This window comes from Klebsiella sp. M5al (genome assembly GCF_002090195.1).
GTDB lineage: Bacteria > Pseudomonadota > Gammaproteobacteria > Enterobacterales > Enterobacteriaceae > Klebsiella > Klebsiella grimontii.
This window is the reverse complement of sequence record NZ_CP020657.1, coordinates 2,766,217-2,787,699: the sequence shown is the minus strand read 5'-3', so window position 1 is coordinate 2,787,699 and position 21,483 is coordinate 2,766,217. Positions and strand designations below refer to the sequence as shown.

Below are 21,483 nucleotides of genomic sequence, written 5' to 3'. Positions count from 1 at the left end.
GTTCTGTCCCACCCCGCCGTCCCCAGCGCAGAACCCAAACAAAGCCGGTTGTGCGCTATAGCGCACAATGCTAAATTATATCGACCGTTATAACGCACAAGGCACAACCATGCGCTCTTTTACTCTCCCTTTCTCGACCCTGCTGGCCGGCTTCGTTGCCGTACTGGTCGGCTACGCCAGCTCCGCGGCGATCATCTGGCAGGCCGCGGCGGCGGCGGGCGCCGATGCTTCGCAAATCGCGGGCTGGATGACCGCCTTAGGCCTGGGGATGGGCGTCAGTACGCTGGCGCTCACCCTGTGGCGGAAGGGGCCCATCCTGACCGCGTGGTCGACGCCAGGCGCCGCGCTGCTGGTCACCGGCCTGCAGGGGGTCACACTCTCCCAGGCGGTTGGCGTCTTTATTTTTGCCAACGCCTTAATCGTGCTTTGCGGCATCACCGGCATCTTTGCCAGGCTAATGAAAATCATCCCTCATTCGCTGGCGGCGGCGATGCTGGCCGGGATTTTGCTGCGCTTCGGCATGCAGGCTTTCGCCAGCCTGCAGGGAAATTTGCTGCTCTGCGGCAGTATGTTCGCCGTCTGGCTGCTATGCAAAGTCTGGCTTCCCCGCTTCGCGGTGGTGGCCGCCCTGCTGGCAGGTGGCGCGGTAGCCGGGTTTAGCGGAGAAGTGACAACGTCACAAATAGCTTTCAGCTTCGTCGCTCCGTCCTGGATTGCGCCTGAATTTACGCCAGCGCTGTTGCTCAGCGTCGGCGTGCCTTTTTTCCTCGTCACCATGGCGTCGCAAAACGCCCCCGGATTCGCCACCCTTCAGGCCTCGGGCTACCGGGTCCCGGTTTCGCCGCTGATTGTCGCCACCGGCGGCCTGGCGCTGCTGCTGTCGCCCTTTGGCGTCTACTCGATCTGCATCGCCGCGATAACGGCTGCGATTTGCCAGAGCCCGGAAGCCCATCCGGACCCGCAAAAGCGCTGGCTCGCGGCAGCGGCGGCGGGCGTTTTTTACCTGTTGGCGGGGATATTTGGCGGCTCTATCACCTCGCTGATGTCGGCGCTGCCGATGGCGTGGATCCAGATGCTTGCCGGGCTGGCGCTGCTCGGTACCATCAGCGGCAGTCTGTTTCAGGCGTTGAATCAGGAGAGTGAGCGCGATGCGGCGGTGGTGACTTTTCTGGTCACCGCCAGCGGCGTGACGCTGGGCGGTGTCGGTTCTGCATTTTGGGGACTGGCTCTCGGCGGCGTCAGCTACGTTTTGCTCTCAACGCTGCGCCGCGCGTAGCTGCGATGGCGTCAGGCCGGTGGCGCTTTTCACCCGGTTACTAAAGTGGCTGGCCGTACTAAACCCGCAGGCCATCGCAATATCGGTTAACGACATCTGGCTGCAGTAAATCAACTCCTGCGCTTTCACCATCCGGCGCTGCATCACGTACTGATGCGGCGCCATCTTCATCGACTGGCGAAACATCCGCGCAAAATGGTATTCGCTCAGCGCCGCTTCCTGCGCCAGATCGGCGAGAGTGAGCGGCCGATCCAGATGCTCCTCAATCCATGCCAGCAGATTGCGCAAGACGTGCGGCGCCAGCCCGCCGGTCACCGTCGGTAGACGCCACTGGACGTTCGAATAGTGCTGAATCAGGTGAGTGAGCAGCAGCGTGCTGGCCGAACTCAACGTCAGCTGATTCGCCTGCTGCTGCCAGTCGTTGTCGAGAAGAAACTGGCGATAGACAGCGGTGATTTTGTCATCGCTGGAGAACGTTTTTTCCTGCAGCGTGAACGAGGCCGGGCTGCGATCCCAAATCTGCTCGCCTACCCGGCGCAGGTGTTCATCGGTGCAGTAAAGATGTACAAAAGAGAGATCGCCGCGGATATCCCAGGTGCTCTCATCGCCTTTTGGCATCAGGCAGAAACGGTCCGGCCCGCCGCCGTTTTTCCAGCCGTGGGGCGTTTTTTGGTAACTTTCGTAGCCATCGGCAATATACAGGCTCAGGGTATGGTGGTCGCTTTGTACCGTAATAGTATCAAGATTGTTATACCATGCCGCCAGCTGAATACCGGAGTTGAGCTTCACCGTCTCGCGCAGCACGGCATTTTTTTGACGCAATGTTTCGAAAGTCCCGTAAGCCATAGCCCTTCACACTTCTGATTCCGCAGATCTCTAGTCTATGAAGAGTCGCTGGCAGATACCAGCATTCCCCCGCCGCTGGCTAAAAATAAGCGCAAGAATTTGCAAGTCGGCAACAAGCAGATGACAGCGCCGCGCGGTGCCAGGCCGCAGAATGATCGCGACAACACTCACAGGAGAGACATTTTGAACGCATTACTCTACGGGTTGGTCGTGGTTATCTGGGGCACGACATGGATTGCTATCTTTTTACAGCAGGGGCCGGTTGCCGCGCCGGTGTCCATTTTCTGGCGTTTTGCCGTCGCCAGCGTCGCGATGCTGACCATTTTGCTGGTTACCCGCCGCCTGCGCCCGTTGGCCGCGCGCGACCATGTCTTCTGTCTGCTGCAGGGCTGCTGCGTCTTCTGTTTTAATTTCTGGTGTTTCTATACCGCCGCCGCGTATATCAATACCGGCCTTGAGTCGGTGATCTTCTCTATGGCGGTGCTGTTTAACGCGATCAACAGCTTTCTCTTCTATCGCCAGCAGCCTCCTGGCCGTTTCTGGCTGGCCGCCGCGCTGGGCCTGGCGGGGATCGTGACGCTATTCTGGGATGATTTATGGGCCAGCGGCCTGAACGCCTCGCTGCTGCTGGGTATCGCCCTCAGCGCGCTGGGAACCTATGGCTTTTCACTCGGCAATATGCTCAGCATCCGCCACCAGCGCCGCGGCCTGGAGACCTTGACCACCAACAGCTGGGCCATGCTTTACGGCACCCTGGTCATGGGCGCTATCGCCCTGATACGCGGTGATAATTTTGCCCCGCAGTGGACGCTGAGCTATATGGGAGCGCTACTGTATCTGGCCGTTTTTGGCTCGGTGATAGCTTTTGGCGCCTACTTCACCCTGGTGGGGCGCATCGGCGCAGGGAAAGCGGCATACAGCACCCTGCTGTTTCCGCTCGTCGCCCTGACGATTTCCACCTTTTATGAAGGCTACGTCTGGCATAGTAACGCCGTGGCCGGGCTGGCGCTGATCCTGGTGGGAAATCTGGTGATGTTTGCGCGTCCGGAGCAGTGGCTGCTACGTCGCAGGCCGGCCCAGGTTCGCTCGTAACGGCGTGGACGCTGCGTTGAGGCTGAGGGTAAGCCAATAAAAAAGGCGCTATCAACGAATAGCGCCTTTACTTGACGACGACCCTTGCTTAGCGGTTATTCGGATCGAATTTCACCGCGTCAATCGCCATATCGTCAATCACCTGCTTCAGCGTCTCGACGGTGAGCGGCGTATTTTCGTTGGACAAGTTTTTACCTTCGCCTTTACGGACCACTTTGATGACCGGCTTTTTGGTCGCCGCATCAATCAGTTCACCTTCGAAGTACAGGTTGGTATCCATAGTACGGTGACCGGTAGCCGCCTGGGTACCGGCGATAATCATCGCGACCGGGATCACTTCGTAGAACTGCAGGCCTTCTTTGCTGGAATCCACGCCGGTGATGGCGCCGCGGAAGATCAGGCTGCGCTTACCTGCGGTGGTGGCCAGCGGTTTACGCTCGGAAATCGCCTGTTTCATCTCTTTATTGGTGTAATTCAGGATGTCGCTGAGCGCCTTCTCGCCCACCTGAGTGGTCGGTTTCGGTACCGGGTAGTAGGTGATTGGATTATAAACAACGTTGTCATAGTTGCTCGGATTGTAATCCGGAGAAATCCAGCGCAGTTCCGGTTTGCCGGACGCCGAGGTGGTTTCTTTTAAGTTAGAGTAATCTTTTAAAAATCCCGAATATTGTTCCGGCTTAGCGATTTTTGATGAGCAGCCGGCCAATGCTAACAGGCCAGCGAGCGCGGCGACTTTAAAAAATAACTGAGTTCGCATATAGGTTAATCCCTGTGAATACCATTTTTGGTAAGAGTTATAGCAAATAACAGGGGTAAGTTTTGTGGCAAAAGTGGTGCTACGTCAAGTAGCACAATAAAATAAACCCGCCGTTGCTGGCGGGTTGTCTTTAGCTGTTTATTTAATATCAACCTGATAAAAAATATGCTTGCCAAAGGGATCAATTTCATAACCGGAGACGTTTTTACGTACCGGTTCGAATATTGTTGAGTGGGCAATCATCACGGCCGGCATCTGGTCATGCATCATCTGCTGCGCCTGAAGATAGAGCGCTTCGCGTTTTTGGCGATCGGTTATCGATTTTGCTTCGGCAATAATTTTATCAAACGGCTGATAGCACCATTTTGCCGAGTTAGACCCGCCATTCGCCGACTGGCAGGTAAATAATGGGCCAAAGAAGTTATCCGGGTCACCGGTGGCGGTGGTCCAGCCCATCAGCGCCGCCTGATGTTCGCCATCCTTCACCCGCTTTAAGTATTCACCCCACTCATAGGTTGTGATTTTAGTTTGCACGCCGATTTTCGCCCAGTCGGCCTGAATCATCTCGGCCATACGTTTGGCGTTCGGATTATAGGGCCGCTGCACCGGCATTGCCCACAGATCGATGCTAATTGGCCCCGCAACGCCCGACTCCGCCAGCAGCGCTTTGGCCTTCTGCGGGTCGTATTCATAATCCTTAAGCTGGCTATTCGCGCTCCATACGCCCGGCGGCAGCAGGTTTTTCGCCGCCGTACCGGTACCGTGGAACACCGCTTCAATGATCGCCGGTTTATTAATCGCCATCGCTAAGGCCTGGCGCACCTTAACGTTGTCCAGCGGCGCTTTTTGGGTGTTAAAAGCAAGAAAGCCGGTGTTAAGGCCCGCTTTGCTCATCAGGTTGATCGCCTTGTTCTCTTTCATTCGCGGCAGATCGGCCGGATTGGGGAACGGCATCACCTGACACTCATTTTTCTCCAGTTTGGCGTAACGTACCGAGGCATCCGGCGTGATACTAAAGATGAGACGATCGATATGCGCCTTCCCCTGCCAGTATTCCGGGAACGCGGTGAAAAGAATACGGGAATCTTTTTGATATTGAGCGAGTTTGAAAGGACCGGTGCCAATCGGATCCATATCCACGCGCTCTGGCGTACCGGCTTTTAACATCGCATCGGCATATTCCGCTGATAAAATAGAGGCGAAATACCAGGCAAGATCGGCGACAAATGGCGCTTCGGCATGGGCCAACGTGAAACGCACCGTATATTCATCGGGCTTATCAATTGCGGTAATTAACTGGCCAAATTCCAGGCTCTCAAAATTAGAATAATTACCGCTGGAGATATTGTGATAAGGGTGTTGAGGATCCTTTTGCCGCATAAACGAAAAAATAACGTCATCGGCATTAAAATCTCGGCTGGGTTTAAAATATTTATTGCTCTGGAATTTAACGCCTTTGCGTAAATGGAAAATATAAACTTTGCCATCTTCGCTGACTTCCCAGCTTTCGGCGAGGCTCGGCACCAGTTCCGTGGTGCCGGCTTTAAAATCGACCAGCCGGTTATAAACGGGCACCGCGCTGGCGTCCACGCTGGTCCCGGAGGTGTAGAGTTGAGGGTTAAAATTTTCCGGCGACCCTTCTGAACAGTAGACCAGCGTTTTTGCGCTAATGGCCGAGCTGGCCGTCAGGGCCGCTAACGCCAGAGCAAGCGTCGTGAATCTGCGTTGCATAGGTTTTCCTTTTTAATTTGTCAGCTAATGAATAGCTTGTTGTTTTCCCTTCCATACATAACACTAAAGACTGATTGCAAACACCTGAAAACTCGAATAAAGAAGGAATCACTATGTCATCAGCCCTGGCCAGTCAATTAACCCAACGCTTCTTTCGCTACCTGGCGATCACCAGCCAAAGCGACCCGCGAGCCGCGACTTTGCCCACCACCGCCGGGCAACACGCGATGGCGCGGGCCCTTGCGGATGAGCTACGCCAGCTGGGGCTGGATGAGATTGTGATCGACGAGCACGCTACCGTCACGGCGGTGAAAAGAGGCAATGTCGCAGACGCGCCGCGGATTGGCTTTATTACCCATATCGATACCGTTGACGTCGGGCTGTCGCCGGATATTCATCCACAAATCCTGCGTTTTACTGGTGAAGACCTCTGTTTGAACAGAGAAAAAGAGATCTGGCTGCGCGTCGCTGAGCATCCCGAAATCCTCGCTTATCCCGATGAAGAGATCATTTTTAGCGACGGTACCAGCGTGCTCGGGGCGGATAACAAATCCGCCGTGACGGTAGTGATGACGGTACTGGAGAACCTGACGCCAGAGCACCGCCACGGCGATATCGTGGTGGCGTTTGTGCCGGATGAGGAAGTGGGCCTGCGCGGTGCAAAAGCGCTGGATCTCTCGCGTTTTGCCGTCGATTTTGCCTGGACCATCGACTGCTGCGAGCTCGGGGAGATCGTCTATGAGAACTTTAACGCCGCCGCCGCGGAAATTCGCTTTACCGGCGTGACCGCCCACCCGATGTCGTCAAAAGGGGTGCTGGTGAATCCGCTGCTGATGGCCACCGATTACATGAGCCATTTCGATCGCCAGCAAACGCCGGAGCATACCGCCGGACGTGAGGGCTACGTGTGGTTTAACGGCATCCAGGGCGATCAGAACAGCACCCTGCTGCAGGCCAGCATTCGCGATTTCGACCTTGAAAGCTTTACTCGCCGTAAGCAGCAGATTGGCGAGGTGGCGCAGAAAATCGCCGCGCAGTATCCCACGGGCAATGTGGAATACCAGGTGAGCGATATTTACAGCAATATCAGCAACGCCGTTGGCGAAGACCGCCGCGCGATTGACCTGCTATTTGAAGCGATGGAAAGCTTGGGCATCACGCCAAAACCGACGCCGATGCGCGGCGGCACCGACGGCGCGGCCCTGTCGGCAAAAGGCATATTAACGCCCAATTTCTTTACCGGCGCGCACAACTTCCACTCAAAATTTGAGTTTCTGCCGCTGCGCGCCTTTGAGGCCTCTTATCAGACCGCGCTACAGCTCTGCCTGTTAGCGGCGCGTTAAGCCGGCTTGCGCGCCAGCATCGTGGCGAAACGCAGCTTAATACGCTTACCGCTGGCGTCGGTGCGGTGGAGTTCACCGACGTCTTCGTTATATTTGAGCAACGCCCAGCCTGCATAATAGTTGCGCAGCTCTTCCGGTTTAAACGCGAACGGGAAACCAACGGTGCACGGAAAATCGTCGGTATCCATAGCCGCAACAATCAGATTGTAGCCGCCGGGACGGGTGCAGCGCTGCATGTTGGCAATCAGACCCGGTATAGTCTTCGCTTCCAGGAACATCATCACCACGGTCGAAAGAATAAAGTCATACTCGCCGTCAAAGCTGAGGGCGTTAAGGTCCTTAATCGCCGTCCGCAGATTCTCCAGCCCTTCCGCCTGACGAATACGTTCAAGATTGCTGATGCTGGCCGGATTTTTATCCCACGCGGTAACGTCAAACCCGTTGGCCGCCAGGTAGAGGCTATTGCGCCCGTTGCCGCAGCCCAGATCCAGCGCCTTGCCCGGCGCGATCAGCGTGGCGGCGTGCAGCACCTCGGAGTGGGTGCGGGTCATTCCGTATTTGTCGGTGAAGTAATTTTCGTCGCGAAGAGTCATGGTTAATCCTTGTTTTTTAATAACGTGTCGCGTTCGACGCGAATCAGCAGTTTACCGCGCATCAGCAGCAGGAAGGTACGAATCAGCAGCAGCCCAACGATCAGATTGGTAAAGAGAAACAGCGGGAGCGCGAGGATGTGGAAAAAGCCGTCCGGATGCTGATGACCGAGATGCAGGCCGGTGGTCGCCAGCGCGGAAACGCCGAACGAGAAGCTCCAGAACGAGGCGTTAAACGGCTGGCGCAGGTACCACGGCATCAGACGCAGCATAAACAGCAGCTGGAGCAGACCATAGCCGAACAGCAGCTTAGCAAAGGTATCCGCCTCGCCGCCGTTCACGCTCAACCAGGCGCTGCACGCCACCAGCGCCGGAGCCAGCTGAATGCCGAGCGAGGTGCGCATGGCCATCGGCAGTTCGCCGTCGCTGCGCAGGCGTTGCAGAATCACCGGTTCAAGGCTAAGCCAGGAGAATAAGCCGGCGCCGAGAAACACCAGCCCGGCGTCGGTAAAGCCCAGCGCGCCGCAGGCCATAGCGCTGATAAAGTTGTTTGCCACCGTCGGCAGATAGAGGCCCGGGGTGGTCGCCTCGTTGGGATGGCTCCCCCGCCATAGCCCGGCGCTCTGCCAGGCCGCGTAGCTCAGTTGCAATACTACGCCAATGCTGAATAACACCAGAGACAGCGGACGCAGCCAGGGTACGAAACCGATAGCGACCAGCATCGTGGTGGCCGGAAACAGGCTGACAAAACTGCTGGCGACCGGATGGCGCATCTCCTGTAGTACGCTGTGCGGGAAACGGACTGCCCGGCCGATAAACGCCAGCGCCAGCAGCACCCAGACAACCGTCGCCGCGACCACCAGACCGTCGCCGACGATCCGGCTCACCGGCCAGATCGTGCTGGCGTAGCGCCAGGCGAAGCCCATGCCGATAAGACCCAGAACCATACCAAAATAGCCCGCCGGAAGATTCAGCACCCGGCTCGCGCCCTGCTTTTTATTCATTTTGTTTAAACTTTCAATTTATCTTAAGTTGCATTCTAAAAGAACCTTCAAAAACGCGCTACGGCGTTTTTTGCTATGTTTATGTTAACCATATGTAATGAGTAAGACCGATGCGCAAATATTCCCTCAGCGAACAGGTTCGCCCGTTTCACTACCAGACAGACGGCATTAAACATAGCGTAAATCTGCGGCAAATTGTCGCCTTGCGAGATTTCGCCGATGTGAAAACCGGCGACGAAGGCGGCTGGATCGATGATGAGGCCGCCCTGAGCCACGACGGCGAGTGCTGGATTTATGACGCCAATAGCGCCGTTTTTGCCGGTGCGAAAATCGAGGGCAACGCGCGCTTAACCGGCGAGTGCATTATCAGCATGGGGGCGATCGTTAGCGATAATGCCCGACTGGATAGCGTACACGTTAGCCACTGTGCGCGATTAAGTGACAACGTCACCGCTTCGCATTCGCAGATTCGCGGTTATTGTCACCTGGCCGACAATGCGCGCATCCTCCCCCATTGTCATATTATCGCCGCCCGAGGCCTGACCGCCGACAATGATAAAATCCTGCGCATTTATCAGCGGGCGACGGTCAGCGCATCGCGAATCGTTCACCAGGCGCAAATTTACGGCGACGCCTTTGTCGAACACGCGTTTGTTGAGCATCGGGCGGAAATCTTCGACCAGGCGCGGCTGGAAGGCAACGATGAGAACGACGTCTGGGTCTGCGATAACGCCAGGGTATACGGGAACGCGAAGATTATCGCCGGTCGTGAAGAGGACGCCATCCCCACCCTGCGCTACAGTTCACAGGTGGCTGAGCACGCGGTGGTCGAAGGAAATTGCCTGCTGAAGCATCGGGTGATGGTCGGCGGGCATGCGCACCTGCGCGGCGGGCCGATCCTGCTTGACGATAGCGTGTTAATTGAAGGCCATGCGGTCATTTGCGGCGATGTGGTGATTGAACATCAGGTGACGATCGGCGATCGGGCGCGAATTGAGGCCAGCGCGGGCGACGCCATTTATATCCGCGGGGAGAAAGTGATAAACGGCGACGAGCATTTTACCCGCACGCCCATCGTCGGCTTTCTTTAACGCGTGGTTTATTATGCGCTCTGGTTCCCGGGGGCGGCGCTCAACGCGCCTTGCCCGGGCTGCATGTCCGGACGGCCTGTAGCCCGGGTAAGGCGTCAGCCGCGACCCGGGAACTGCTCAGAGCGACAATCAATAATGCGCCCGTAGATATTCTGGTCATCATACGAACCGTTCAGATACTCGGCCTGCTTCAGACACCCTTCGAGGGTGAAACCGTTACGCAGGGCGACCTGATTGCTTCTCTGGTTTGCTACCCGACATTTAATGACGAAGCGTCGGACCGTCCCGCTGCGGGCAAAAGAGTCCATCAGCGCCTGTAGCGCCTGAGAGAGCAGCCCCTGCCCCTGATGGCTCTCATCAATCCAGTAGCCGATGTAGGCGGTCTTATTGATCGGCTCAATCTGGTTAAACGACAGCACGCCGACGATCTCTTCCTGCAGAAAGAGCAAAAACATTTTGGCGTAGCCGCGCTGGTGCAGCATCACGTTGCCCTGCACGTGGCGGCGGGTTTCGTCTTCGTGACTCACGTCAGCGGGCCAGCTCAGCGATTGCTGGAGCCAGCGCTGGTTTTTCATCACCAATTGGTGCAGTTCCGTCACGTAGCGCTCATCCACCGCGCGCAGAGAGAGCGATGCGGTGACGGGAATGCGTTCGATCGAAGCGGTATTTTCGGCAGACATGGCGCACTCTGATTAATCGTCTGATAAAAAGAGAAACGCCCGCAGAGTCACCTCGGCGGGCGGAGTGACGGGCTATTACTTCATGACCCGGTCATCGACATAGTTGCGTTTATCCGGCGCTGGCGGGAAGTACTGATACAGCCAGGTTTCGCTGATCGCCTCCCCCTGACAGCGCAGGAACATGCGCATCTCGACGGGGTCGGTCGAATCAGAGGTCGGGTACCAGTCAAACTGGATACGATAGCCATCAAACGGTTCCACGTAGAGAATCTCTATCTGTTTAGCTTCGCCGCTCGACAGGGTAATCACCGGCTCGATGCCTCTTGGCGCAGCGGCCTTCAGGTCTCCGCCGACAAAATCAATGGCAAAACGACGGGTCCATTTATCCGGGTAATGCTCACCCGGCGCCCAGCCTTCAGGGAAACCGCCCATGCCGGTACGCGTCGCCAGCACCCGCGCCAGCGGCGAACGGACCGGCGGCTGCGCGCTCCAGTAGAGACGATAGCGGAAGTCCAGTTCATCCCCGGCCTTCACCGGTTTCTCCGGCTGCCAGAAGCACACGATATTGTCCAGCGTTTCGCCGGTCGTCGGGATCTCCATCAGGTTGACGGCCCCTTTGCCCCACTGGTTGCGCGGCTCCACCCACAGGCTTGGGCGTTTGTTATACCAGCCCATAATGTCCTGATAGTGGGAGAAGTCGCGGTCCAGCTGCAGCAGGCCAAAACCGCGCGGATTTTTATCCTGGAAAGCGTTGAACTGCAGCTTCTGCGGGTTGTTCAGCGGACGGCACACCCATTCGCCGTTGCCCAGCCACATCGACAGGCGGTCGGAGTCGTGGATCTGCGGATGGATAGTGTCGCACATCCGCCGTTCGTTATTGCCGCAGCTGAACATACTGGTCATCGGCGCGATGCCCAGTTGTTTGATGTCTTTACGCGCGTAGATGTGGTTTTCCACATCCATAATCACCTGCGTCTCCTGACAGTTCACGACGAACTTATAGGCGCCGGTGACGCTTGGGCTGTCGAGCAGCGCATAGACGGTAAATACCGTCGCCCCCGGTTTAACGGTCTCAAACCATAAAGAGGTGAAGTCAGGGAACTCTTCCGGCGTATCAGTAAAGGTATCGATCGCCAGGCCGCGGGCTGACAGTCCGTATTGATACGTGCTGTCCACCGCGCGGAAATAGCTCGCGCCGAGGAAGGCGACGATATCGCGACGCGCCAGCTCCGGCGCTTTAAATACGCGGAATCCGGCAAAGCCGAGATCGCTCTGGCCTTCCAGCTGTTTGGTGTCGACGCCGGCGTCATTATATTTAAACAGCTCAGGGCGGAAGTGAATTTCCCGCGCCTGCTGGGTTTGTGAATCCAGGGAGAACATCCGCACGCGGCGGCGGAACCCCATCCCCACGTGGAAGAACTGAATGTCCAGCTTGCGCTCTTCAATATTATTCCACAGCGAATGCGCAGCGTCGTACTGAATGCTGTTGTAGGCCTGGGGGGTCAGGTTTGCCAGGGTTGGCGGCAGATCGCGCGGCGCGCCGCCCCAGGGCTGACGCGCAAGATCGTGGGCCATCGACTGGAGTACGGAGTAGTCAAAGCGACGGGTCTGACCGTCGGCAATTCCTGAGTCCTCGGCGAATGCGGCTTTCGAGAATAGAGAGGCGACTCCTGACGTTCCGCATACGGCGGCAACAGCCATGGAGGATTTGAGAAAACGTCTGCGGTTCATGCCTGAGAGAGCATCCTTCTTCATATGTGAATTGAGACGCGACGTAACAAACCCATGCGTCGTGAATGTCGCTCACTCTAGACAAAAACGATTGATAATCCAATTGTTGACGGCAGAAATGCGTGAAAAAAATATGTCCACCGGACCAGACCGAATTGCCGATATCCACAGGGCGGCGATGATTCCGCCAGGCGGCGACGCTTCATACGAAATACAGCGCCAGCGAAACCTGAAGGGAAGCGGCCAGACGAACGCTGACCGCGAGAGCGACTATTTTTGCTGCAGAAGGTTAAAACTGGTCATCAGGTTGCGATAGTCCGGGATATGGTTAGAGAACAGCGTCCCTAGCCCTTCAACATCATTCCGCCAGTCGCGGTGTAGTTCGCAGGCAACGCCAAACCACGACATCAGCTGCACCCCAGCCTGCGACATACGATCCCAGGCGGCATCGCGGGTAATGGGGTTGAAGGTACCGGAAGCGTCGGTCACGACAAAGACATCAAAGCCCTCTTCGATGGCCGACAGCGCCGGAAATGCCACGCAGACTTCCGTCACCACCCCGGCGATGATCAGCTGCTTCTTGCCCGTCGCTTTCACCGCCTTCACAAAATCGTCGTTATCCCAGGCGTTAATATTGCCCGGCCGCGCGATATAGGGCGCATCCGGAAACTGCGCTTTTAACTCCGGCACCAGCGGACCGTTCGGACCGTTCTCGAAGCTGGTGGTTAAGATGGTCGGCAGAGCGAAGTACTTCGCCAGGTCGCCAAGGGCAAGGACGTTGTTCTTGAATTTATCGGGATCGATATCGCGCACGAGAGAGAGCAATCCGGTCTGGTGATCGACCAGCAGCACGGCGGCATCATTTTTATCCAGACGAACATACGGTTTGGCCATGATTTCATCCTCATTTCAGCAGCACATTTTCCGTCAGAACCCCGGTTCCGCGGATGTAGGGTTAACAGCACCGATCATAGTGTAACCACTGGCTGAGGATTAGCCGCCGAAAGTGGGACGCATCGTCCCACTGACAGAACGCGCAGCGGCTCAGGGCATCTTCCAGGCAACGTTAATCCAGGGTCACATGATGCTTCATCACCCGACGAAACAGCGCCAGCCGCGCGCGCATAAAGCGGTTTTCCACCTTAAAACCAGCGCGTTTGCGCAGGCCAATACGCAACAAACGATCCCGACCGCGCACGCTGGCGGGCCAGCGCACCGGCCCCTGGAGATCGTGGCAGCCGTTACCGGCCACGCGGGCGAAGTTAGCCCAATAGTCGGCGACCTGGCCGGCAAAGGTCCGGTCGCGATCGTTAGCATACTGGCGTACCGGCTCGGCAAGATCGAGGTTGTCAAAAACGTATGCCACTTCATTCCCGTGCCATGCGCCGTGCGGATAGGTCTGATGTTCCGCCTCGGCAACGTAGTCAAACCAGTAGCGCCAGCACGGTTGTCCTACCCGCTGCTGCGCCTGCATCACCACGTAGCCCAGAGTGGTGAACGCCATATCGCGGCAGACTTCGCGCCCCAGCGCTTCATCGCCTTTGACGCCGGGATACAGCAGTTTAATCAGTCCGAGACCCAAGCGGCGTTCGCGGCGAAGCTTCTGAATCTGTCCGGCGATATCGACGCCAAACACCGCCATAACGCTGGCCTCATCGCTGTTTGAACCAATCATCACCGGCAGCGGATGCTGACGCCCGCTAAAAAAAGTTTCCAGCATCGGCTGGGGCAGCACGGTATCGCCAACAATCGGCGCCGGGCCGATGGTCAGCGGCGCGGTTAGCGACCAGAACGCCTCTGCCGGAATCGCCCGCAGCTGTTCGGCGCTGGCCTGCGGTAAAGCGAAGTGCTCAGCGATAAGCTGCCCTTTGGCCAGCGCCTTTTCCCGCGGCAGATCCGGCAAGGTATAGCCGCTCTGGATAATCGCTTTATGGAACAGTCCCCGGGATTTCGGCGAAACCATGAGCGACAGCACGCTGCGCGCCCCGGCGGACTCGCCGAACAGGGTGACGTTGGCCGCATCGCCGCCGAAAGCGTGAATGTTCTCCTGAACCCATTGCAGGGCGGCAATTTGGTCAAGCAGCGCGAAATTATAGATGCGCTCGCCCTCCTCTTCCTCCAGCGCCGGATGGGCAAAAAAGCCCAGGTGCCCCAGCCGGTAGTTGACGGTCACCACGACGACGTCACGGGAGGCTAAGGCTTTGCCGTCATAGGGCGGTAAACTTCCCGCGCCGATGGTATAGCCGCCGCCGTGCAGCCAGACCATCACCGGCAGCGGCTGCGCGCGCGAAGCGGGCGACCAGACGTTAAGGTAAAGGCAATCCTCGGAGAAGCTGCCAGGATCGCCGCCGCCGAGCTCACGACAGTATTCAATATCCTGCCAGCTGGAGGCCGAGAAAGTCTCCGCCCGGCGTACGCCCTGCCAGCGGGCGGCAGGCTGCGGCGCGCGCCAGCGGAGATCGCCGACGGGCGGCGCGGCATAGGGAATACCGCGCCAGATATGAATGTTCTCTTCCGAGGTGCCGGATAGAGTGCCCTGCCGGGTTTTCACCAGCGGGGTAGACGGATTCTGCATGGCCTGCTTCCTTTAACGACTCATGCCAGCAGAGTACTGATTTTACAGCAGACCGCAACGTCGTTTACTGCGCTCTTCCGCCTGCTGATAAAGGGCAAACTCATCGTAAACCGCACAGCCCAGCGCCTCCTCAAAGGCCTCGCGGCTGGCGTTGCCGTGGCTGCGGGCCTGTATCTCGTTACCCAGGTTAGACTGAAAAATCCCGGCGGCGCTGACCGGTAAAAAGTCTTCATAAATAATCGGTTGTGCGATAACCCAGCCGCGCTCAATCAACGGCTGCGGATCGTCGCCCGGACGAAAGGCCTGGCGGTGCGCCTCGCCGGCGGGCGTCAGGCGGTAGCGAAAGTACGCCAGCCCCTGCTGACGCAGCAGGAATTCGCTGTCCGGGAACGGGCTAAACACCTCCTGCAGATGACGCTGATGGTTAAGATTATCTTTGCCCACCCCCGCCTCGCTAAGCAGTCGGTCGTACAGAGCGCGGCCTTTGGGCGTCAAGGCGATGCCGCGCTGCTCTATTTCGCCAAAGCGCGCCGTATGGGTGCCTCGATGCTCCCCGGCAAACATCACCGGCTCTTCAAGGGCCTTAAAGCTGGTCTGGCGCAGCAAAATCGGCACATCGCGGCGCGGCGGGCCTTCTATTAACGCTTTCGGCGCGATACCGCATTCGGGCATCAGCGCCTGAACCCGGTCGATATCCAGCGTGCGCGGCGTCAGATGATTAATGTGGCAACCGGGGAAACAAACCACATCGGCAATCAGCCGGTGCTCTTCGTGCAGCGCGTGGTAGGTTTCCTCATCGACGGTGGCATGTCGATGCCAGCGAAAGGTTTCCAGCGCCTGCTGCACAAATTCACGCGCCTCCGCGGCGGTGAACTCCCCCTTCTGTTCATGAAGCGCGATCAGTTCGCGACAGCGCGACGTGAAGATATCGCGCCGGGCAAGAATTTCCGCCGCCCGCTTGCGCAACGCCTCATCGGCGATCAGCTCAAGACGCAGGAGCGAGGTAAAAACGCGAAACGGATTGCGCGCCAGCGCTGCGTCATCGATGGGGCGAAACGCGGTGGAGTGAACCGGCACGCCAGCCTGCGACAGATCGTAATAGCTAACGGGATACATGCCCATAATGGCAAACATGCGACGCAGGGTCGCCAGTTCCTCCGCCGTACCGACGCGGATCGCGCCGTGGCGTTCAACGTTTAGCCGCGCCAGCTCATCGGCGTTGGCCAGTTGTTCGTGCAGCGTCGGGTTATTCTCCAGTATGGCCAGGTTAACGTCGGCCACCAGCTCCAGTAGCGTCCCGTACTGCGGAACTTCCTGCTGGTACATCGCCGACATCGCCTGCGAAAAGCTTTCCCGAATCTCATCAGCCGTGATGGTGTTCGCCATGATGTCTTACCTCCAGTGAATTCTCCCTGGAGTGTAGGAAAGCTCTCTGAAGACGGCGGGAAGAATTTACAAACTGTGATGCCGGTAGCTGGCCGGTTTCTTTTCATCCGCTCACTTCATAACCACCGGTTATGTTAAACACCCTTTAATTTCACTTTAAATTAACAAAGCATTTACACACACTGCAAGTGGCGACATTACAACAACATGCCTCTCTACCGATAACACGGAGTCCCCTCATGAATGATAAATGGTCACCGCGCGAGGTCCTGCATCGCGACTACAGTAGCCATCCACCCGCCTACGCGCCGGGCTATAAAACCAGCGTACTGCGCTCGCCGCGCAATGCGCTCATTTCCCTGCAGAATTCACTTTCGGAGATCACCGGCCCGGTGTTCAGCAGCGACGATCTCGGCGCGCTCGATAACGACCTGATCCTCAACTACGCCAAAGACGGCCTGCCGATTGGCGAGCGGATTATCGTGCACGGCTACGTTCGCGATGGGTTTGGCCGGCCGATGAAAAATACGCTGGTCGAAGTCTGGCAGGCTAACGCGGGCGGCCGCTACCGGCATAAGAAAGATCAATATCTGGCGCCTATCGACCCGAACTTTGGCGGCTGCGGACGCGTGCTGACCGACGAGAACGGCTACTATTGTTTCCGCACCATCAAGCCCGGCCCCTACCCGTGGCGCAACCAGGTCAGCGACTGGCGTCCGGCGCATATTCACTTTTCGCTTTGCGGCGACGCCTGGGCGCAGCGTCTGATCACCCAGATGTATTTCGAGGGCGATCCGCTGATTAAACAGTGCCCTATTGTCAAAACCATCAATAACGATGATGCCATCAGAACGCTGATCGCCGAGCTGGATACCCATGCCGCCGTCCCGCTGGACTCTCTGGCCTACCGTTTTGATCTCGTGCTGCGCGGTCATCGGGCAACGCTGTTTGAAAACCGCACGCAGGGGGCCGCCCGATGAGAGATTTTTTACCTGAAACCGCTTCGCAAACCGCCGGTCCTTATGTGCATATCGGCCTGGCGCCGGACGCCGCGGGCTTTCATATCTTTGAGAGAAACTTTGGCCCGACGCTGACGACGGCCGACACCGAGGGCGAACGCATTACTATTGAAGGCAGAGTCATCGACGGCTCCGGCACCCCGGTGCGCGATGTGCTGCTGGAAATCTGGCAGGCCAACGCCGCCGGGCGCTATAACCATCCCGACGACCGACAGCAGGGTAAGAAGCTGGATACGGCGTTTCGCGGCTGGGGACGCAGCTGCTCGGACTTCACCAGCGGCGTCTGGCGCTTCGAAACCATTAAACCCGGGGCCGTTGTGGGCCGCGATGGTCGCACCATGGCGCCGCACGTCAATTTATGGGTGGTCGCCCGCGGGATTAATATTGGCCTCAACACGCGGATGTACTTCTCCGACGAACAGGATGCCAACCAGGCCGACCCGGTGCTGAATCTGATTGAGTGGGAAGTGCGCCGCCAGACCCTCATCGCCCAGCGCGAGGTGCGCGGGACGGAGATCGTCTATCGCTTCGATATTTATCTGCAGGGCGAAAACGAAACCGTCTTCTTCGATATCTGAGTTTTCACTTCCTTTTTCCGCCCCTGTTGGCCGGGGGCAGTACTTTACGGCAATGCCAATAAAATCAACTTGTAAAATAATAATATAAAATGTTAATAATATTTTGCTATGAAGTTAACAATTTTAAACACCCTTACTTGTCACCGGTACACCTCTGTTTTTAACATTGATTATGCAAAAAAATGGTCTTTTCAGTCAGCGCATTCGCTTGCGCCATCTACATACCTTCGTGGCCGTCGCTCAACAGGGAACTCTTGGGCGCGCGGCTGAAACCCTCAATCTGAGCCAACCGGCCTTATCCAAAACGCTGAACGAACTGGAGCAGCTCACCGGCACGCGGCTGTTTGAGCGTGGGCGGCTGGGCGCGCAGCTGACGCTGGTCGGCGAACAGTTTCTCACCCATGCGGTTAAAGTGCTCGACGCGCTCAATACCGCGGGTCAGGCGCTCAATCGTAAAGAAGGCCTCAACAGCGATATCGTACGCATCGGAGCGCTCCCCACCGCCGCGCTGGGGATCCTGCCCTCGGTGATCGGCCAATTCCATCAGCAGCAAAAAGATATCACCCTTCAGGTCGCCACCATGAATAACACCATGCTGCTGGCGGGGCTAAAATCGGGAGAAATCGATATCGGCATCGGGCGGATGTCCGATCCGGAGTTGATGAGCGGGTTGAACTATGAACTGCTGTTTCTCGAATCCCTGAAGCTGGTGGTTCGTCCGGGTCACCCGCTGCTGCAGGAAACCGTCACGCTGAGTCGGGTCATGGAGTGGCCGGTAGTGGTTTCGCCTAAAGGCACGCTGCCGCGACAGAACGCCGAAACCCTGCTGCAAAGCCAGGGCTGCAAAATTCCCACTGGCTGCATCGAGACGCTGTCGGCTTCCCTGTCGCGCCAGCTCACCGTCGACTACGACTACGTATGGTTTGTCCCCTCCGGCGCGGTTAAAGACGACCTGCGTCGTGGGATGCTGGCCGCGTTACCGGTGCCCACCCAGGGCGCGGGTGAACCAATAGGGATCCTCACGCGGGTGGACGCCACGCTCACTGCGGGTACGCAAACCCTGCTCAGCGCCATTCGTAAATCCATGCCCGTCTGAACACGATCTCCCCGGCTTCGCCCGTCGGGGAGAGATAATCCGCCCGTTTTCCCTGCTGCTGCCCGGTATTATTCATCACAATAATCAATTAGTGCGAAATCATTCATTAACAATTGCGTAAATTTCTTTAACAGATCTATCATATCCGCGATTTCACCAAATGGTTCACATGAAATCAATAACAGTAAAAATCCCGCTTTTATGAAGGCTACTATCACTTCATTCAAAAGAGTTCACTTGAAAAATTGATTCATCTGGTTCACGCCTGTTCAGGGGTGGTTAAGGAGAAAAAATGGCAACTGACAACGCGCCGCGAGGGTTCCCCCGGATCCTGCAGTGGCTTCTCGCCGGGCTGATGCTGATCATCGGTCTGGCTATCGGTATTCTTGGTGCGAAGCTCGCCTCCGTCGGCGGGACGTTCTATTTTGCGCTGATGGGCCTGGTGATGGTTATCGCCGCGGTGCTCATCTTCCGCAGCCGCCGCGGCGGCATCATGCTGTACGCCGTTGCGTTTGTCGCATCGATCGTCTGGGCGATTAGCGACGCGGGCTGGACCTACTGGCCGCTATTCTCCCGCCTGTTCGCGCTCGGGGTCCTGGCCTTCCTTTGCGCGCTGGTCTGGCCGTTCCTTTCCCGCCAGCCGGCGAAAAAAGGGCCGGCGTTTGGCCTGGCTGCGGTGATCGCCGTGGCGCTGCTGGTCAGTTTCGCCTGGATGTTCAAATCCCAGCCGCTGGTCAGCGCCAGCGAAGCGGTGCCGGTCAAACCGGTCGCCGCGGACGAGCAGCAGAAAAACTGGGCGCACTGGGGCAACACCACCCACGGCGACCGTTTCGCCGCCCTCGACCAGATTAACAAACAGAACGTCGACCAGCTGCAGGTCGCCTGGATCGCCCATACCGGCGATATTCCGCAGAGCAATGGCTCCGGCGCGGAAGATCAGAACACCCCGCTGCAGATTGGCGATACGCTTTACGTCTGTACGCCCTACAGTAAAGTGCTGGCGCTGGATGTCGATAGCGGCAAAGAGAAGTGGCGCTACGATTCAAAAGCCACCGCCCCCAACTGGCAGCGCTGCCGTGGTTTAGGCTATTACGAAGATAGCCAGGCTCAGGTTTCCCCGGCCGCCGACGCGCAGCCGGCCGCCTGCTCCCGTCGCCTGTTCCTGCCTACCACCGACGCCCGTCTGATCGCTATTGATGCCGACAACGGCAAACTGTGCGACGCCTTTGGCGACCACGGTATCGTTGATCTGAGCATTGGCATGGGCGAGATCAAAGCGGGTTACTACCAGCAAACCTCCACGCCGCTGGTGGCGGGTAATGTCGTGGTCGTTGGCGGTCGCGTGGCGGATAACTTCTCCACCGGCGAGCCTCCGGGCGTCGTTCGCGCCTATGACGTCCACACCGGGAAACTGGCGTGGGCATGGGATCCGGGCAACCCGGCGCTGACCGGCGAACCGCCGGCAGGCCAGACCTATACGCGCGGCACGCCGAACGTCTGGTCGGCCATGTCCTACGACGCGAAGCTGAATCTGATTTATCTGCCGACCGGTAACGCGACGCCGGACTTCTTTGGCGGCGAACGTACCGCGCTTGACGATAAATACAGTTCATCCATCGTGGCCGTTGACGCCACGACCGGCCAGGTCCGCTGGCATTATCAGACCACCCATCACGATCTGTGGGACTTCGACCTGCCTTCCCAGCCGCTGCTGTACGATCTGCCTGACGGTAAAGGCGGCACCACGCCGGTGCTGGTGCAAACCAGTAAGCAGGGCATGATCTTTATGCTTAACCGCGCCACCGGTGAACCGGTCGCTAAAGTCGAAGAACGTCCGGTACCGGCCGGCAACGTTAAAGGCGAGCGTTACTCGCCTACCCAGCCTTACTCCGTCGGTATGCCGATGATTGGCAACGAGACGCTGACCGAGTCGGATATGTGGGGCGCGACGCCTGTCGACCTGCTGCTGTGCCGCATCCAGTTTAAAGAGATGCGCCACCAGGGCGTCTTCACCCCGCCGGGCGAGGATCGTTCGCTGCAGTATCCCGGCTCGCTGGGCGGGATGAACTGGGGCAGCGTGTCGGTTGACCCGAATAACAGCCTGATATTCGTCAACGATATGCGCCTTGGCCTCGCCAACTATATGGTGCCGCGCGCCAAAGTGGCGAAGGACGCCAGCGGTATCGAAATGGGGATCGTGCCGATGGAAGGCACGCCGTTCGGCGCCATGCGCGAGCGTTTCCTGTCGCCGCTGGGCATTCCATGCCAGAAACCACCGTTCGGCACTCTGTCAGCGGTTGATTTGAAAACCGGCAAACTGGTGTGGCAGGTTCCGGTAGGCACCGTTGAGGACACCGGCCCGCTGGGGATCCGCATGCATATGCCAATCCCTATCGGCATGCCGACGCTGGGCGCGTCGTTATCAACCCAGTCCGGTCTGCTGTTCTTTGCGGGCACCCAGGACTTCTACCTGCGCGCGTTTGATACCGCCAACGGGAAAGAGATCTGGAAATCGCGTCTGCCGGTCGGCAGCCAGTCCGGGCCGATGACCTACGTATCGCCGAAAACCGGTAAACAGTACATCATCATCAACGCGGGCGGCGCTCGCCAGTCGCCGGATCGCGGCGATTACATCATCGCCTACGCGCTCCCGGAGCAGAAGTAACCCTCAGGGCCCCAATCGGGGCC

At 57.8% G+C, this 21,483-nt stretch carries 18 protein-coding genes; 8 read left to right on the top strand and 10 right to left on the bottom strand.

Annotated features, from left to right (window positions below):
• Positions 1 to 109 precede the first annotated feature (109 nt).
• Positions 110 to 1,276: a benzoate/H(+) symporter BenE family transporter gene (locus BWI76_RS13360; RefSeq protein ID WP_064371735.1), complete on the top strand. Its 1,167-nt coding sequence runs from the start codon at positions 110 to 112 to the stop codon at positions 1,274 to 1,276.
• On the opposite strand, the gene BWI76_RS13355 is transcribed toward BWI76_RS13360, so the two are convergent.
• Entirely contained in the window at positions 1,256 to 2,122 is an 867-nt protein-coding gene (locus BWI76_RS13355) for a helix-turn-helix domain-containing protein (RefSeq protein ID WP_064371734.1), read from the bottom strand. The two genes, BWI76_RS13360 and BWI76_RS13355, sit on opposite strands and share 21 nt — an antisense overlap.
• A gap of 183 nt (positions 2,123 to 2,305) precedes the next feature.
• Between BWI76_RS13355 and BWI76_RS13350 the strand changes: the two genes are divergently transcribed.
• Complete coding sequence (locus BWI76_RS13350) at positions 2,306 to 3,214, top strand: DMT family transporter (protein WP_004138947.1); 909 nt, start codon at positions 2,306 to 2,308, stop codon at positions 3,212 to 3,214.
• Between the two features lie 88 nt (positions 3,215 to 3,302).
• Here BWI76_RS13350 and BWI76_RS13345 read toward each other — a convergent pair whose 3' ends face one another.
• Both BWI76_RS13345 and BWI76_RS13340 read right to left on the bottom strand, forming a co-directional pair.
• Entirely contained in the window at positions 3,303 to 3,971 is a 669-nt protein-coding gene (locus BWI76_RS13345) for a DUF3313 domain-containing protein (protein ID WP_024358276.1), read from the bottom strand.
• 138 nt (positions 3,972 to 4,109) lie between these two features.
• The gene (locus BWI76_RS13340; RefSeq protein ID WP_064371733.1) at positions 4,110 to 5,702 is read right to left on the bottom strand and encodes an ABC transporter substrate-binding protein; all 1,593 of its coding nucleotides are present in this window, start codon (positions 5,700 to 5,702) and stop codon (positions 4,110 to 4,112) included.
• Between the two features lie 113 nt (positions 5,703 to 5,815).
• Between BWI76_RS13340 and pepT the strand changes: the two genes are divergently transcribed.
• Positions 5,816 to 7,045, top strand: coding sequence for a peptidase T (gene pepT / locus BWI76_RS13335; protein ID WP_004138953.1), 1,230 nt, complete (start codon positions 5,816 to 5,818; stop codon positions 7,043 to 7,045).
• On the opposite strand, the gene tehB is transcribed toward pepT, so the two are convergent.
• The gene (gene tehB, locus BWI76_RS13330; protein ID WP_004138955.1) at positions 7,042 to 7,638 is read right to left on the bottom strand and encodes a tellurite resistance methyltransferase TehB; all 597 of its coding nucleotides are present in this window, start codon (positions 7,636 to 7,638) and stop codon (positions 7,042 to 7,044) included. The two genes, pepT and tehB, sit on opposite strands and share 4 nt — an antisense overlap.
• A gap of 2 nt (positions 7,639 to 7,640) precedes the next feature.
• Complete coding sequence (gene tehA / locus BWI76_RS13325) at positions 7,641 to 8,639, bottom strand: dicarboxylate transporter/tellurite-resistance protein TehA (RefSeq protein WP_064371732.1); 999 nt, start codon at positions 8,637 to 8,639, stop codon at positions 7,641 to 7,643.
• A gap of 110 nt (positions 8,640 to 8,749) precedes the next feature.
• Between tehA and ydcK the strand changes: the two genes are divergently transcribed.
• Positions 8,750 to 9,730: a YdcK family protein gene (ydcK, locus tag BWI76_RS13320; protein WP_004138962.1), complete on the top strand. Its 981-nt coding sequence runs from the start codon at positions 8,750 to 8,752 to the stop codon at positions 9,728 to 9,730.
• A gap of 95 nt (positions 9,731 to 9,825) precedes the next feature.
• Here the strand turns inward: ydcK and rimL are convergent, their stop codons facing one another.
• The 5 genes from rimL to BWI76_RS13295 form a co-directional block, all read right to left on the bottom strand.
• Positions 9,826 to 10,410, bottom strand: a complete 585-nt coding sequence (rimL, locus tag BWI76_RS13315) for a 50S ribosomal protein L7/L12-serine acetyltransferase (protein ID WP_004138964.1) — start codon at positions 10,408 to 10,410, stop codon at positions 9,826 to 9,828.
• 75 nt (positions 10,411 to 10,485) lie between these two features.
• Positions 10,486 to 12,141, bottom strand: coding sequence for a glucan biosynthesis protein D (locus BWI76_RS13310; protein WP_004138966.1), 1,656 nt, complete (start codon positions 12,139 to 12,141; stop codon positions 10,486 to 10,488).
• 270 nt (positions 12,142 to 12,411) lie between these two features.
• Positions 12,412 to 13,035 (bottom strand): isochorismate family cysteine hydrolase YcaC, encoded by a 624-nt coding sequence (gene ycaC / locus BWI76_RS13305; protein WP_004138968.1) that lies wholly within the window; start codon positions 13,033 to 13,035, stop codon positions 12,412 to 12,414.
• A 172-nt stretch (positions 13,036 to 13,207) separates the two neighbouring features.
• Complete coding sequence (locus tag BWI76_RS13300; protein ID WP_064371731.1) at positions 13,208 to 14,716, bottom strand: carboxylesterase/lipase family protein; 1,509 nt, start codon at positions 14,714 to 14,716, stop codon at positions 13,208 to 13,210.
• 42 nt (positions 14,717 to 14,758) lie between these two features.
• Positions 14,759 to 16,102, bottom strand: coding sequence for a VOC family protein (locus BWI76_RS13295; protein WP_049090336.1), 1,344 nt, complete (start codon positions 16,100 to 16,102; stop codon positions 14,759 to 14,761).
• A 239-nt stretch (positions 16,103 to 16,341) separates the two neighbouring features.
• Between BWI76_RS13295 and pcaH the strand changes: the two genes are divergently transcribed.
• The 4 genes from pcaH to BWI76_RS13270 all read left to right on the top strand — a co-directional run bounded on the left by pcaH (position 16,342) and on the right by BWI76_RS13270 (position 21,460).
• Positions 16,342 to 17,082: a protocatechuate 3,4-dioxygenase subunit beta gene (gene pcaH, locus BWI76_RS13290; protein WP_004138970.1), complete on the top strand. Its 741-nt coding sequence runs from the start codon at positions 16,342 to 16,344 to the stop codon at positions 17,080 to 17,082.
• Complete coding sequence (pcaG, locus tag BWI76_RS13285) at positions 17,079 to 17,699, top strand: protocatechuate 3,4-dioxygenase subunit alpha (protein WP_004138971.1); 621 nt, start codon at positions 17,079 to 17,081, stop codon at positions 17,697 to 17,699. Before pcaH ends, pcaG begins: the two co-directional genes overlap by 4 nt.
• Positions 17,700 to 17,871: 172 nt before the next feature.
• Positions 17,872 to 18,795 carry a LysR substrate-binding domain-containing protein gene (locus BWI76_RS13280; protein ID WP_004138972.1) on the top strand — a complete coding sequence of 308 codons (924 nt, stop codon included), beginning with the start codon at positions 17,872 to 17,874 and terminating at the stop codon, positions 18,793 to 18,795.
• Positions 18,796 to 19,087: 292 nt separating this feature from the next.
• The gene (locus tag BWI76_RS13270; protein WP_024358285.1) at positions 19,088 to 21,460 is read left to right on the top strand and encodes a glucose/quinate/shikimate family membrane-bound PQQ-dependent dehydrogenase; all 2,373 of its coding nucleotides are present in this window, start codon (positions 19,088 to 19,090) and stop codon (positions 21,458 to 21,460) included.
• Positions 21,461 to 21,483: the final 23 nt, after the last annotated feature.

Bases quoted from the DNA above. Each gene is read 5' to 3' on its own strand.
- BWI76_RS13360 (WP_064371735.1), top strand. From the start codon at position 110: ATGCGCTCTTTTACTCTCCCTTTCTCGACCCTGCTGGCCGGCTTCGTT.
- BWI76_RS13355 (WP_064371734.1), bottom strand. From the start codon at position 2,122: ATGGCTTACGGGACTTTCGAAACATTGCGTCAAAAAAATGCCGTGCTG.
- BWI76_RS13345 (WP_024358276.1), bottom strand. From the start codon at position 3,971: ATGCGAACTCAGTTATTTTTTAAAGTCGCCGCGCTCGCTGGCCTGTTA.
- BWI76_RS13340 (WP_064371733.1), bottom strand. From the start codon at position 5,702: ATGCAACGCAGATTCACGACGCTTGCTCTGGCGTTAGCGGCCCTGACG.
- pepT (WP_004138953.1), top strand. From the start codon at position 5,816: ATGTCATCAGCCCTGGCCAGTCAATTAACCCAACGCTTCTTTCGCTAC.
- tehB (WP_004138955.1), bottom strand. From the start codon at position 7,638: ATGACTCTTCGCGACGAAAATTACTTCACCGACAAATACGGAATGACC.
- tehA (WP_064371732.1), bottom strand. From the start codon at position 8,639: ATGAATAAAAAGCAGGGCGCGAGCCGGGTGCTGAATCTTCCGGCGGGC.
- ydcK (WP_004138962.1), top strand. From the start codon at position 8,750: ATGCGCAAATATTCCCTCAGCGAACAGGTTCGCCCGTTTCACTACCAG.
- rimL (WP_004138964.1), bottom strand. From the start codon at position 10,410: ATGTCTGCCGAAAATACCGCTTCGATCGAACGCATTCCCGTCACCGCA.
- BWI76_RS13310 (WP_004138966.1), bottom strand. From the start codon at position 12,141: ATGAACCGCAGACGTTTTCTCAAATCCTCCATGGCTGTTGCCGCCGTA.
- ycaC (WP_004138968.1), bottom strand. From the start codon at position 13,035: ATGGCCAAACCGTATGTTCGTCTGGATAAAAATGATGCCGCCGTGCTG.
- BWI76_RS13300 (WP_064371731.1), bottom strand. From the start codon at position 14,716: ATGCAGAATCCGTCTACCCCGCTGGTGAAAACCCGGCAGGGCACTCTA.
- BWI76_RS13295 (WP_049090336.1), bottom strand. From the start codon at position 16,102: ATGGCGAACACCATCACGGCTGATGAGATTCGGGAAAGCTTTTCGCAG.
- pcaH (WP_004138970.1), top strand. From the start codon at position 16,342: ATGAATGATAAATGGTCACCGCGCGAGGTCCTGCATCGCGACTACAGT.
- pcaG (WP_004138971.1), top strand. From the start codon at position 17,079: ATGAGAGATTTTTTACCTGAAACCGCTTCGCAAACCGCCGGTCCTTAT.
- BWI76_RS13280 (WP_004138972.1), top strand. From the start codon at position 17,872: ATGCAAAAAAATGGTCTTTTCAGTCAGCGCATTCGCTTGCGCCATCTA.
- BWI76_RS13270 (WP_024358285.1), top strand. From the start codon at position 19,088: ATGGCAACTGACAACGCGCCGCGAGGGTTCCCCCGGATCCTGCAGTGG.